Source organism: Pseudomonas pharyngis (genome assembly GCF_021602345.1).
Classification (GTDB): domain Bacteria; phylum Pseudomonadota; class Gammaproteobacteria; order Pseudomonadales; family Pseudomonadaceae; genus Aquipseudomonas; species Aquipseudomonas pharyngis.
In genome coordinates this window covers 250,402-263,399 of sequence record NZ_BQID01000002.1, presented here as the reverse complement: position 1 = coordinate 263,399, position 12,998 = coordinate 250,402, and the positions used below count along the sequence as shown (strand labels likewise).

12 protein-coding genes are annotated in these 12,998 nt (G+C 61.6%); 11 read left to right on the top strand and 1 reads right to left on the bottom strand.

From position 1 onward, the window contains the following. Positions 1–74: 74 nt before the first annotated feature. The 11 genes from L6D74_RS04795 to L6D74_RS04745 all read left to right on the top strand — a co-directional run bounded on the left by L6D74_RS04795 (position 75) and on the right by L6D74_RS04745 (position 12,128). The gene (locus L6D74_RS04795; RefSeq protein WP_236187868.1) at positions 75–923 is read left to right on the top strand and encodes a polysaccharide deacetylase family protein; all 849 of its coding nucleotides are present in this window, start codon (positions 75–77) and stop codon (positions 921–923) included. Continuing rightward, positions 916–1,806: a polysaccharide deacetylase family protein gene (locus L6D74_RS04790; RefSeq protein ID WP_236187864.1), complete on the top strand. Its 891-nt coding sequence runs from the start codon at positions 916–918 to the stop codon at positions 1,804–1,806. The genes L6D74_RS04795 and L6D74_RS04790 overlap by 8 nt, the downstream gene beginning before the upstream one ends. Then, the gene (locus tag L6D74_RS04785; protein WP_236187863.1) at positions 1,803–3,155 is read left to right on the top strand and encodes an MmgE/PrpD family protein; all 1,353 of its coding nucleotides are present in this window, start codon (positions 1,803–1,805) and stop codon (positions 3,153–3,155) included. Before L6D74_RS04790 ends, L6D74_RS04785 begins: the two co-directional genes overlap by 4 nt. A 16-nt stretch (positions 3,156–3,171) precedes the next feature. Beyond that, positions 3,172–4,350, top strand: a complete 1,179-nt coding sequence (locus L6D74_RS04780; RefSeq protein WP_064596823.1) for an MFS transporter — start codon at positions 3,172–3,174, stop codon at positions 4,348–4,350. A 157-nt stretch (positions 4,351–4,507) separates the two neighbouring features. Next, positions 4,508–5,194 carry an HPP family protein gene (locus L6D74_RS04775; protein WP_236187862.1) on the top strand — a complete coding sequence of 229 codons (687 nt, stop codon included), beginning with the start codon at positions 4,508–4,510 and terminating at the stop codon, positions 5,192–5,194. A gap of 408 nt (positions 5,195–5,602) precedes the next feature. Continuing rightward, positions 5,603–7,216 carry an acyl-CoA dehydrogenase family protein gene (locus tag L6D74_RS04770; RefSeq protein WP_236187861.1) on the top strand — a complete coding sequence of 538 codons (1,614 nt, stop codon included), beginning with the start codon at positions 5,603–5,605 and terminating at the stop codon, positions 7,214–7,216. 2 nt (positions 7,217–7,218) lie between these two features. Next, on the top strand, positions 7,219–8,445 hold the full coding sequence (locus L6D74_RS04765) for a cytochrome P450 (RefSeq protein ID WP_236187860.1): 1,227 nt from the start codon (positions 7,219–7,221) through the stop codon (positions 8,443–8,445). A gap of 3 nt (positions 8,446–8,448) precedes the next feature. Next, positions 8,449–8,853 (top strand): RidA family protein, encoded by a 405-nt coding sequence (locus L6D74_RS04760; RefSeq protein ID WP_064596832.1) that lies wholly within the window; start codon positions 8,449–8,451, stop codon positions 8,851–8,853. Beyond that, positions 8,846–9,700, top strand: a complete 855-nt coding sequence (locus L6D74_RS04755; RefSeq protein WP_236187859.1) for an alpha/beta hydrolase — start codon at positions 8,846–8,848, stop codon at positions 9,698–9,700. Before L6D74_RS04760 ends, L6D74_RS04755 begins: the two co-directional genes overlap by 8 nt. A 166-nt stretch (positions 9,701–9,866) precedes the next feature. After that, positions 9,867–10,973 (top strand): enoyl-CoA hydratase/isomerase family protein, encoded by a 1,107-nt coding sequence (locus tag L6D74_RS04750; RefSeq protein ID WP_236187857.1) that lies wholly within the window; start codon positions 9,867–9,869, stop codon positions 10,971–10,973. A 3-nt stretch (positions 10,974–10,976) separates the two neighbouring features. Beyond that, positions 10,977–12,128 (top strand): acyl-CoA dehydrogenase family protein, encoded by a 1,152-nt coding sequence (locus tag L6D74_RS04745; RefSeq protein ID WP_007951276.1) that lies wholly within the window; start codon positions 10,977–10,979, stop codon positions 12,126–12,128. A gap of 89 nt (positions 12,129–12,217) precedes the next feature. Here the strand turns inward: L6D74_RS04745 and L6D74_RS04740 are convergent, their stop codons facing one another. Next, positions 12,218–12,991 (bottom strand): enoyl-CoA hydratase, encoded by a 774-nt coding sequence (locus L6D74_RS04740; protein ID WP_039768644.1) that lies wholly within the window; start codon positions 12,989–12,991, stop codon positions 12,218–12,220. Positions 12,992–12,998 lie beyond the last annotated feature (7 nt).

Genomic DNA, 12,998 nt, shown 5'->3' with positions numbered 1-12,998 from the left:
AATCGGCTCCCTCTCCCTCCGGGAGAGGGCTGGGGTGAGGGAAAGCTTGTAAATACCATCGGAGCGTCACCCCCATGTCCGCCCCTCAACAACCCACCTGGCCCGACCAGCACAAAGCCTGCCTCGCCCTGGCCTTCGACCTCGACGGCCCGACCGGCGATGCCATGCTCAACAACTCGATCTGGCACAAACCCGAATACTTCGGTTTCGGCGGCTACGGCCCCTACCGCGCCCTGCCGCGCCTGCTGGATCTGCTCGACACCTTCAAGATCCCGACCACCTTCTTCGTCCCCGCGTGGGTCGTGGAAAACTGGCCGAAACAATGCCAGGCCATCGTCGAGCGCGGTCATGAAGTCGCCTACCACGGCTACAAACACGAATCCTTCTACGCCCTGACGCTGGACCAGCAGCAGGCCGTGATGAACAAATCCCGCGACGTGTTCTGGCAATACCTGCACATCCGCGCCGAGGGGTTTCGCACCCCGTCGGGTGACTGGCGCGCCGAAACCCCGGCGATGCTGGCCGACAACGGTGTCATCTATTCCAGCAGCATGCGCGGCGATGACCGCCCGTATCTGGTCAACGTCCCCGGCCATGACACGCCGCTGGTGGAAATCCCCGGCCGCTGGGAAATGGACGACTACGCCTCCCTCGCCTACACCCGCGCACCGAACTTTCCGTCCGGACTCGACCGCACCGCCAGCTACGAACTGACCCTCGACAACTGGCAACGCGAGTACGACGGCGCGATGGACGAAGGCCTGTGCCTGACCACCCTGTTCCACCCGAAAATCACCGGCAAACCGGGGCGCATCCTGTTGCTGGAGAAACTCTTCGACCACATGCGCCAGCGCGATGACGTGTGGTTCGCCACTTGCCGCGACGTCGCCCGCTGGTGGCTGAAGGAGCATCACCATGGCTGACGCTGACAACCTCTGGCCCGCCGGCAAACGCTGCGCGGTGGTGCTGACCGTCGATTACAACGACATCCACGGCATTCTCACCCAGGCCCCGGAAGTCGCCGGGCGCGACAAGACGCTGTCGGTGTGGCGCTACGGCACGCAACGCGGCGTCGAGCGTTTGCTCGGCCTGTTCAGGGAACTCGGGGTGCGCAGCAGCTGGTTCGTGCCCGGCATCGTCGCCGAGGAAAACCCGCAGCACATCGCCGCGATTCAGGCTGACGACCATGAAATCGCCTGCGCCGGTTACCGCCATCAGAATTACGACACGCTGGATCTGGCGGCGCAGAGTGCGGAAGTCGCCAAGGGTTGTGCAGCGCTGCAAGCATTGACCGGCGTGCATCCTACCGGTTTCCGGATTCCCGCCGGCAACGGCGCGCCGGGCTTCATTGAAGCCTTGAAAGATCACGGCATTCTCTGGTCGTCATCTTGGCGTGGCGATGACCTGCCGTTCTTGCATCCGACCGCGCCCGAAGTGGTCGAGCTGCCGCTGCATTACGAACTGGAAGACGAACCTTATTTCGCCTTCAACCTGAGCCCGGCCGTGCCGCCGGCACAATCGCGGATCGCTTCCTACAGCCACACCCTGGGCAACCTGCAAATGGACTTCGCCGGGTTCCACCGCTTCGGCCTGTGCTACGTGCTGCGCCTGCACCCGGAAATCATCGCCACGCCGGGGCGCATCGGTGTGCTGCGCGAATTGCTGCAAGGCATTCAGCAGCATGACGACGTGTGGATCGCCACCGGAGCCGAAGTCGCGCAGTGGTGGGCGCAAACGGCGGCGCCGGTCACGCAGGATCATCCGGCGTCGGTGTATGAGCGCCATTATCGGGACTACCTCGTATGACCGAACGCATGCAGCGGCTGGCGCAGTTTTGCGTCGAGACCCGCTTTGAAGACCTGCCGCCAGCGTTGGTGGAACAGGCCAAGCGGCACATTCTCGACACCTTCGGCGCAGCGCTGGCCGGGGCTGACAGTGCGGTGGCGCTTCAGGCACGGCAGGTGTTCGGCGCCGAGCCGGGCACCGCGTTGGTCTGGGGTTCATCGTTGCGGGTCGGCGCAGGGCATGCGGCCTTGCTCAACGGCATCGCCGCCCATGCGCTGGAGCTGGACGACACCGGCGGTTGCGATCACTCGGGCGCGGTGGTGTTGCCGGCGGTGATGGCGGCGCTGTCACTGGTGGATCGGCCGGTGGACGGTCGCGAATTCATCACCGCCGTGGTGATCGGCTACGAAATCGGTCGGCGGGTGCTGGAAGCCTGCGGCAGTTATTCGGCGCACAACGGCGCCGGCTGGCATTCAACCGCCACCTGCGGCGTGTTCGGCGCGGCGGCGGCCTGTGCGCGGATCTTTGCGCTGGATGTCGGGCAAACAGTATCTGCGCTGGGCATCGCCGGCAGTTTCAGCGGCGGGTTGTGGGCGTTCATTCACGACGGTTCGCAGAGCAAAAAACTGCACAGTGGCCGGGCGGCCGAGGGTGGTTTGCTCGCAGCGCGTTTTGCCCGTGAAGGCGTCAGTGGGCCGTCGGTGTTGTTCGAGAATGTCTGGGGTGGATTTCTCAAGACCCTGGCGCCGGGCAGCGCGCAACCGGATGCGCTGGATGCCGAATTGGGGCGTGTGTGGAAACTCGCGCGCTGTTCGATCAAACCCTACGCTGCGTGCCGTGGCACCCATTCGGCCATCGATGCACTCGGCTTGTTGCTGGAGCAATTGCAGGTCGGCGCCGATCAGGTGGAAGACGTCCAGGTGAACCTGTGCGGGTTTCTGCTCGACATGTGCGGCGGCCGCGACACCCGCAGTCTGGCCGCCGCGCAAATGAGTCTGCCCTACGCCCTCGCCGCGCGATTGGTGCACGGCCATTGCCGCCTCGAGGCTTACGATGAGCAGCCGCGCAACGATCCGCAAATCACCCACTGGCTGACGCGCATTCGCCTTGAAGTGGATGAGCGACTGTCGGAGGATGGCGAGCCGCTGGTCATTGTTCGAACCCGCGACGGGCGTCAGGCGAGTCTGTGCGTCGAGGTGCCGCTGGGTGCGCCGGGCAATCCGCTAAGCGAGGCGGCGCTGGAGGACAAGTTTTTCAGTCTGGCGTTGCGGATGATTCCACCGGTCAAGGCCGAGCCGTTACTGGCGCAACTGCGGCAACTGCAAACGCTGGATTCCGTGCGCGATCTTGAGCACCTGTTAACCGAATAAGGACATTTGATTTTCCGTGGCCACCTACTCGCTCGTTATCCGCCGCCTGATGATCGTCTCGCTGACCATCGTCGTCAGCCGCGCCATCACCAGTCCGTTGCTCACGCTGTTTCTGAGCAACAAGCTCGGCCTCAACCAACAGGACGTCGGGTTGTTATTGGGCATCGCGGTGTTCATCGCCACCCTGCTTGCGCTGTACGGCGGCTACATCATCGACCGGCTCGAGAAGCGCCGGTTGCTGATTCTGGCGATGCTCTCCAGCGCCATCGGCTTCGTGCTGCTGACCTTCGCCAAAGACCTGTACCTGACGACCGCCACCCTGGTCATCACCGAAACCGCCTCTGCGCTGTTCCTGATCGGCTCCAAGGCGATCCTCAGTGAAAACCTGCCCATGGGCCAGCGGGCCAAGGCGTTTTCCCTGCGCTATACGCTGACCAACATCGGCTACGCCACCGGCCCGATGCTCGGCGTGGTAATCGCCGGGGTCTATCCGATTGCGCCCTTCCTGATTGCCGCCGGCATTGCTTTCGGCAGCATCTTCCTGATGATCGGGATTCCCAAGGATGCCAGCCCGGTCGCCGCCATCGGCCAGCCGCAAAGCTTCCTGAAAACCCTGATCACCCTGAAAAACGACCGCACGCTGATCATGTTCACCTGCGGCTGTCTGCTCAGCACCGTGGTTCACGGCCGCTTCACCCTGTACCTGTCGCAATACCTGCTGGTGGTCGAGGATTCGCAGCGCGCGTTGCAAACCATGGCCGCCCTGCTCGCCTGCAACGCCATCGCGGTGATCCTGCTGCAATACCAGATCGGTCGCTTCCTCAACCGGGAAAAACTGCGCTACTGGATCGCCGCCGGCACCAGCCTGTTCATCCTCGGCCTGATCGGCTTCAGCCTGGCCGACAGCCTGGTGACCTGGTGCATCGCGATGTTCATCTTCACCCTCGGCGAGATGATCATTTACCCGTCGGAATTCCTGTTCGTCGACACTTTGGCCCCGGAAGAACTGCGCGGCAGCTATTACGGCGCGCAGAACCTGGCGGCCCTCGGCGGCGCGCTGAGCCCGGTGATTTGCGGCTTTCTGCTGATGCATACGCCTGCGCCGACCATGTTCTACGCCCTCAGCGCACTGACGGCGATGGGCGGGTTTCTATGTTTCATGAGTGGGCGGCGCGTGGCTTTACTGCATAAATAATGCACTGAAACTGCATTTATATGAATTTGTCAGCATCGTGATTGCTTGGCACACTGTGCGCGTTCCTCCCCCAATAGTTGGAACACTTCGAAGGACTTTCCGCGTTTACGGACAAGTCCTTTTTTTTGCCCTGAATTTCGCAAAGGATCGATTCTGCATGCTCGCTCGCTGGTTGCCCGCCGCCATCAACACCCGTCCCACCGAATGGAGCCGCGCCGCCATCGGCATGGCCCTGGGCACGTTGTTCAGCGTGTGGGCGTGCAGTCAGGTATTCGGCATTGAAGTGGCCTACCACCTGATCGGCCCGCTGGGCGCTTCGGCGGTGCTGCTGTTCGCGGTGTCCTCCGGCGCCCTCGCCCAACCATGGTCGATCATCGGCGGCTACCTGTGCGCCGGTGTCGTCGCGTTGCTGGTGGCCCACGTGCTCGGCCGAACCCTCGGCAGCGCGTGCCTCGCGGCGGGCATGGCGCTGATCCTGATGTGCTGGCTGCGCTGCCTGCATCCGCCGGCCGGCGCCGTGGCGCTGACGATGGTGCTGGCCGACCCGATGACCATCGCCATGGACTGGAAAGCCCTGGAACCGGTGATGCTCAGCGCCGCCTGCCTGCTGCTCGCCGCACTGGCCTACAACAACCTCACCCGCATCCGCTACCCGAAACGCCCCGCAGAACCGGCGCCGGCCGTGGCGCCGGTGGATATTCAGTCCATCACGGCCGAGGATCTGAAACGGGCAATGGCCGATATGGAGGCATTCATCGATGTCACGCCGGAGGATCTGGAACGGTTGATTCATGCCAGTGAGCTGCATGCCAAGCGGCGCAGCATTGGTCAGGTATTCAGCTGACCGAATCGCTCCCCGCCTCGACGATTGAAGAGACTGTGCGCGTGCGCTTGTGCGTGCTTCCGACAAAAGGCCCTTCGCCAACCTTGCCAAATGATCGGGAGTCACTAGATTTCATCTCTGTACCGCACAGAGTTGTCTGCCTTTCACTAAGAAGTCTGGCTCGCTGTAACGCCCAGTAGCGATGACATCGGAAGTCTGGCCATGGAGAAACGCTCAACGTCGTTGAGAAGCGAGCTGGCTTTGCGCTTTGATTGAACCGTTCACTTCAGAAAACACCGCATTGCCTGCGTAACCTGTTGTCCGCTCGATGCCCCGCCTGTTGCACACAGGTACATGTGTTCTTCGCCAGCTCCGTGAATCTGGTGGTTTTCGAATCCCTGATTTCGAGATCTGCGAGAGGAACGTTTCATGAGCGACCCACTGCTGCAATTGCTGCGCACGCCCTTGTTCGACCCCGGCAAGCGCCATCGTCTTTCCTTACGCGAATACATGGATCTGAACATCGATCGTATGCGCGCCATTTTAGGCGGCGGCCACATGACCAACGGCATGTGGCTGGGCCAACCCTGTCAGTCCGATTTCCGACTGCTGCTTCAACGCGCCGCCTACCTGGGCGCTTATGACTATTCCCTGATTGCCAGCATCGTCGATCACATGATTGCCGGCGATGCCTTGCTTGCTCATGGCGATGATCGTCAGGTGCATGACTACCGTGAAGAAATCAACCGACTGGGTGCCGTCTATGCATTTGGTTGCACGGAAATCGCCAGGGGTTCGGAAGTCGGCAATCTGCAGACCACGGTCATCCACGACTCGCAAAACCATTGCCTGATCCTTGACTCACCGTCTGCGCAAGCCTGCAAGTTCTGGATCGGCAACGCCCTGCACGCGGCCCAGGTGGTCATGGTACTGGGACGTCTGATCGTCAATGGCGTGGATGAGGGACTTCACTGGTTCCGAGTGCGCATTCGCGAGAACGAGAACGGCCCATTGCTGCCGGGCGTGCGCATTACCACCTGCGATCCGAAGGGCGGCATTCATGCCAATCAGGTTGCCGGCATCCGCTTTTGTGCAATGAAACTACCGCTGGAAGCGATGATGCAACGCTATGCCCGATTCTCGCCAGACGGCGTCTTCAGCAGCGACATCATGCGCAAGGAGCGCCTGACGTGCGCGATGCAGACATTCATTCAGGAACGCCTGTTCCTTATTGCGGCCGCTTGCGGGGCCGCCAGCCTGTGTGTCCACCTGGGGTATCGTTTCGCTTGCCATCGACTGGTCAAGAATGCCGATAACAACCAGCCACTGCTGAGCCGGGCCTTGTTTCGACAACGGTTGTATGTCGAGCAACTCAAGGTCCTGGCCCTGAAGCTGCTGGAACAGGCGGTCCTGGCCCGGTTCGAGGGAATGTGGAGCCAGCCGAAAAAGCGCACCGAGCTGCATATTCTCGCCGCCATCGCCAAAAGCGTCGGCACCTGGCTGGGGCTGGACGTCATCCGGGCAACCCGGCAGCTCTGTGGGTCCCAGGGGTTTCACCATGACAATCAGATCGTCACCTTGTGCATGGATCACGAGATCAGCACCACGTTCGCCGGTGATAACAGCATCCTGTGTGCTCAGGTCGCCAGGGACGCCATCACCCGACCACGGTTTGCCTCCCATAACATCGCCCAGCGCATCGAGTCGCTCATCGTTGATCAATGCCGCGCCAGTGCTGACTTTTCCCACCGCCAGGCCGTGGCACTCACCTACGCCCGCGCGCTGGACCTGATACTGGTCGAAGGCGAACGCGACCGGCTCGTTTCGCCCGCAACGCTTCAGGACATGCTCCATGTCTTTTCCCCGGTGTTGCACCCTTGGGGGCTGTCGGTCGCTGGCGACGAACTGGAACTGCACGCGACGCAAGCCCGGCTCGGCGAGATCGACGATCTGCTCAAGCCACCGCCGGAGCTGGTCAGCGCCCCCATCGACAAACCCGATTACGCGGAGCGTTTCACGGCTGCACTCTATGAGGACGCGTGAGCATGGCCATTCATTCCTTTCCGGACTTCTCTGACCGCTACACCATCCAGAACCCCTATCCGGCGTATGCGTACCTGAGAACTCATCAACCGGTCTATTGGTGCGATCACTTGCATGCCTGGTTTCTGACCCGCTATGGCGATGTCCATGCCGCCCAGGCCGATACCCGCCGTTACTCCTCGAACCGTATGCGGCAACTGGTGGACACCCGCGTATCGAAAGAACAACGCGAGCAGCTGAACGTCTTCGTCCGCCTGGCCTCGCAATGGATGTATTCCCAGGATGGAGACGCGCACAAGGCCAGTCGTCAGTTGCTGGGCAAGGCATTCACACCCCGCGCCATTGAGTCGTTGCGCCAGATCATTCAGGACATCACCGATCGAGAACTGTCCGGCCTGCAAGGCCAGGTCGACCTCAAGGCCAGCCTTTTCGACCGGATTCCCGCGCTGATCCTCGCCGAGCTGTACGGCATCGATCGCGAAGACGCCCTGAAACTGCGGCGCTGGACGAGGGACATCGTGATGTTTGTGGGCGGCAGCCACGATCCCGACTATGGGCCTGAACAGGCGCTGGCAGGGATTGAAGAAATGTACGCCTACTTTGCCGACCTCATTGAAAAGCGCCGCCGCCAACCCCGGGACGATCTGGTTAGTCGGGTGCTTGAGTCGAGTCTGGAAAGTGCGGCAAGCGATGACGAGGTACTGGCGCAGATTGTCTTCATTCTGGTTGCCGGTTACACCACCAGCGCTGACCAACTCTGTATCGGCCTGCTGCACTTGCTCGAACACCCTGCGCAGCATGCGGCCCTCAAAGACGATCCGGCCCTGGTAAACCCGGCCGTGGAGGAAATGCTGCGTTTCGATGCCGCCGGTTCCTTGAGCCATCGAGTGCTGACCGAAGACGTCACGATCGAAGGCGTCACGATGAAGGCAGGAGACCTGGTCTATCTGATACGAGCCTCCGCCAACCGCGATCCTGCGAAATTCACTGACCCTGACACCTTCGATATCCGTCGAGCTGACCATGACCATCTGGCATTTGGCCGTGGACAGCACTTCTGCATGGGCACGGCGCTGTTCCGCCTGGAGGCCGAGATCGTTTTTACGTCCCTGCTCAAGCGCTTTCCCGATTTGGGTCTTGTCGTGGACAGCCCTGCGACCTGGCGCAACAGCAACCTTCAATTCCGGGGTTTGAAGGCACTTCCGATCAATCTTGGCAAAGGAGTCTGAACCATGGAGTTTCAACGTGTGTTTTCTGCCGCCCCCTGGGAATCCATCGCCGGCTACTGCAGGGCCTTGAAGGCTGGCGATACCCTTCTGGTAGGTGGCACGGTGGCGTTCGATGATGACGGCAAACCCTTCAAGCCCGGCGACGCCTATGCCCAGACGCTGCGGTGCCTGGAGATCATCGAACAGGCACTAAAACAACTGGGCGCGGATCGCACGCGCATCATTGCAACCAGCATGTACACCAGCAATATGGATCTCTGGCCGAAAATCGCCCAGGCCCACAAGGAATTCTTTGATCAACATCCACCCACCACCAAGCTGCTGGAAGTCGCACGATTGATCGGCCCTGAATTCGTTATAGAGATTGAGGCAGAGGCGCGCTCGACCGGGGATCGCGGTCATGAATGAGGCCTCTTTGACCGTAGAGGACGCCAGAGCAGCGTTGCGTCAGGCACAAGTGACCCGTGTTCACGACATGGCGATTGAAAGTCACGGTCGCCGATTGCCGCTGCGCCTTTACTGGCCTGCGGGCAAGGGGCCTTTTGCCGTGCTGGTGTTCTTCCATGGTGGCGGCTGGGTCACGGGCGACCTGGATACCCATGATGGTTTCTGCCGACTGATGTGTGACTGGGCTGGCTGTGCGGTGATCGCCGTTGATTACGCCCGCCCTCCGGAACACCTGTTTCCGGCAGCCCTGGATGATTGCTGGACAGCTTTGCAGTGGGTCGTACGGCAGGGTCGCGAGCATGGCCTTGATACTTCGAGAATCGCGGTCGCCGGCGGTGGCTCCGGAGGGGCAATGGCCGCGGTCATCTGTCAGCGCGACTCGGCGCAGCAAAGACCGTGTCTCGGCTTTCAGCTGCTGCTTTACCCTTTGCTCGATTGTCACACCCGATATCCGTCCCACGAGCAGTTCGCGCAAGGACATGGCCTTACCACACAGATGCTCGAATGGTATCTCGGACACTATCTGCCGCCCGGCATATCGCGCGCCGATCCGCGGTTGTCCCCCCTGCTCGACGACGCGTTGCACGGACTGCCGCGGACGCTGATCATCACCAGCGAACTCGACATTCTGCGGGATGAAGGCCGTGCCTATGCAGCGAGATTGCGTGCAGCAGGTGTGAGCGTCGAACACCTGGAATTTAAAGGCATGCGCCATGGTTTCATGAACCATCCCGCGGCGCATGATGAGGCTCGGCAGGCACTGCTGTCATGCGTCCGCTCGCTGCAGGCACAGTTTCGCGGGGAGTGACAGCCAGTGCTTCTCTGCGCGGGAGTTCCCCCGGTCAAGATCAGGCAAAAATGCAGACAGCCCATGCACATATCCCCGTTGTACACGGCAAATTTGCACTGTTACGATCCGCTAACGCTCGCGCGCGAGTTTCTCGAATAAAGACAATAAAAGCAGGGAGTTAGTGATGACTGCTCAGGTTTCATCCCCGCGGACTTCGTCCATGGACGCCACGCCACACGAAGTGCTGGCCGAGGTTCGCAACCACATCGGTCATCTGACCCTCAATCGCCCCGCCGGCCTCAATGCCCTGACCCTCGACATGGTGCGCCAGCTCCAGCAGCACCTGGACGTCTGGGCCGCCGATGCCGATATCCACGCGGTGGTACTGCGCGGTGCCGGCGAGAAAGCCTTCTGTGCCGGTGGCGACATTCGCTCGCTGTACGACAGCTTCAAAAGCGGCGACACGCTGCACGAAGATTTCTTCGTCGAGGAATACGCCCTCGACCTGACGATCCACCACTACCGCAAACCGGTGCTGGCGCTGATGGACGGTTTCGTTCTCGGCGGCGGCATGGGTCTGGTGCAAGGCGCGGATCTGCGGGTGGTCACCGAGAAGAGCCGTCTGGCGATGCCTGAAGTGGCGATCGGCTATTTCCCGGATGTCGGCGGCAGTTATTTCCTCCCACGGGTTCCCGGCGAGCTGGGGATTTATCTGGGCGTCAGCGGCGTGCAGATCCGTGCAGCGGATGCGCTGTATTGCGGCCTCGCCGACTGGTATCTGGACAGCAGCAAACTCGGCATCCTCGACGAACAGCTTGATCATCTGGAGTGGCACGACACGCCGCTCAAAGACCTGCAAAGCCTGCTGGCCCGCCACGCCGTGCAAACCCTGCCGGATGCGCCGCTCGAAGCCTTGCGCCCGGCCATCGACCACTTCTTCGCCTTGCCAGATGTGCCGAGCATCGTCGAGCAACTGCGCGCCGTAACCGTCGCCGACAGCCACGAATGGGCGACCACCACCGCCGACCTGCTGGAAACCCGCTCGCCGCTGGCCATGGGTGTGACCCTGGAAATGCTCCGTCGCGGCCGTCATCTGAGCCTGGAACACTGCTTCGCCCTCGAACTGCATCTGGATCGCCAGTGGTTCGAACGTGGCGACCTGATCGAAGGCGTGCGCGCCCTGCTGATCGACAAAGACAAATCACCACGCTGGAATCCGCCGACCCTGGCCGCGCTGCACGCCGAACAGGTCGCGAGTTTCTTCCACGGTTTCGCAGAGAGCGGGAGCTGAGCCATGCACGATCTCGAATTGACTGAAGACCAGGTCATGATCCGCGACATGGCCCGGGACTTTGCCCGTGGCGAAATCGCGCCCCACGCACAAGCCTGGGAAAAGGCCGGCTGGATCGATGACGCCCTGGTGGCGAAGATGGGCGAACTCGGCCTGTTGGGCATGGTGGTGCCGGAGGAATGGGGCGGCACGTACGTCGACTACGTGGCTTATGCGCTGGCGGTGGAAGAGATTTCCGCCGGTGACGGCGCCACCGGCGCGTTCATGAGCATCCACAACTCGGTGGGCTGCGGGCCGGTACTCAACTATGGCAGCGAAGAACAGAAACAGACCTGGCTGGCGGATCTGGCCAGCGGCGCGGTGATCGGCTGCTTCTGCCTGACTGAGCCCCAGGCCGGCTCCGAAGCCCACAACCTGCGCACCCGCGCCGAACTGCGCGACGGGCAATGGGTGATCAACGGCGCCAAGCAATTTGTCAGCAACGGCAAGCGGGCGAAGCTGGCGATCGTGTTTGCGGTGACCGATCCGGATCTGGGCAAGCGTGGCATCTCGGCGTTTCTGGTGCCAACCGATACGCCGGGCTTCATCGTCGATCGCACCGAACACAAGATGGGCATCCGCGCCTCCGACACCTGCGCCGTGACGCTGAACAATTGCAGCATTCCTGAAGCCAATCTGCTGGGTGAACGCGGTAAAGGTTTGGCGATTGCCCTTTCCAACCTGGAAGGCGGACGCATCGGTATTGCCGCGCAAGCATTGGGCATCGCCCGTGCGGCGTTCGAGGCGGCGCTGGGTTATGCCCGTGATCGGGTGCAGTTCGGCAAGGCCATCGTCGAGCACCAGAGCATCGCCAACCTGCTGGCGGACATGCAGATGCAGATCAACGCGGCCCGCTTGATGATCCTGCACGCGGCGCGGCTGCGCACGGCGGGCAAGCCGTGTCTGTCGGAGGCTTCGCAGGCCAAGCTGTTTGCGTCGGAGATGGCTGAAAAGGTGTGTTCGTCAGCGATTCAGATTCATGGCGGGTATGGGTATCTGGAGGATTACCCGGTTGAGAAGTACTACCGGGATGCGCGGATTACCCAGATTTACGAGGGGTCGAGCGAGATACAGCGGATGGTGATTGCGCGGGAATTGAAGAACTATCAGCTCTAAAAGCATCGCCAGCAGGCTGGCTGCCACAGGGATTTGTGTAATCACAGATCCAATGTGGGAGCCAGCCTGCTGGCGATGGAGGCGTCGCGTTACTTGCCCTGGAACTCGGCAGGTCGCTTGGCCACAAACGCCGCCATCCCTTCCTTCTGATCCTGCGTCGCAAACGCCGCATGGAACACCCGACGCTCGAAGCGCACGCCTTCAGTCAGGTTCACTTCGAATGCACGATTCACGCTTTCCTTGACCATCATCGCAATCGGCAGCGATTTGCTGGCGATCACTGCAGCGACTTTCAGCGCCTCATCCAGCAACTCGGCACTCGGCACGATCCGCGCGACGATGCCGCAGCGCTCGGCTTCCACCGCGTCGATCATGCGGCCGCTCAGGCACATTTCCATGGCCTTGGCCTTGCCCACCGCCCGCGTCAGACGCTGGGTGCCGCCCATGCCCGGCAGCACGCCGAGGTTGATTTCCGGCTGGCCGAATTTGGCGTTGTCGCCGGCCAGGATGAAGTCGCACATCAGCGCCAGTTCACAGCCGCCGCCCAGGGCAAAACCATTGACGGCGGCGATGATCGGCTTGCGGCGGTTGGCTACGCGGTCGCTGTCGCTGAACAGGTCGTCCATGTAGATCTGCGGGTAGGTCAGATCAGCCATTTCCTTGATGTCGGCACCGGCGGCGAAGGCTTTGGTCGAACCGGTGATGACGATGCAGCCAATGTTCGCGTCGGCTTCAAAACCATCGAGCGCGCGGTTCACTTCGCTGACCAGTTGCGCGTTGAGGGCATTCAGCGCCTGCGGGCGATTGAGGGTGATCAGGCCGACGCGGCCATGGGTTTCCAGCAAAATCGTTTCGTAACTCATGTGCAGA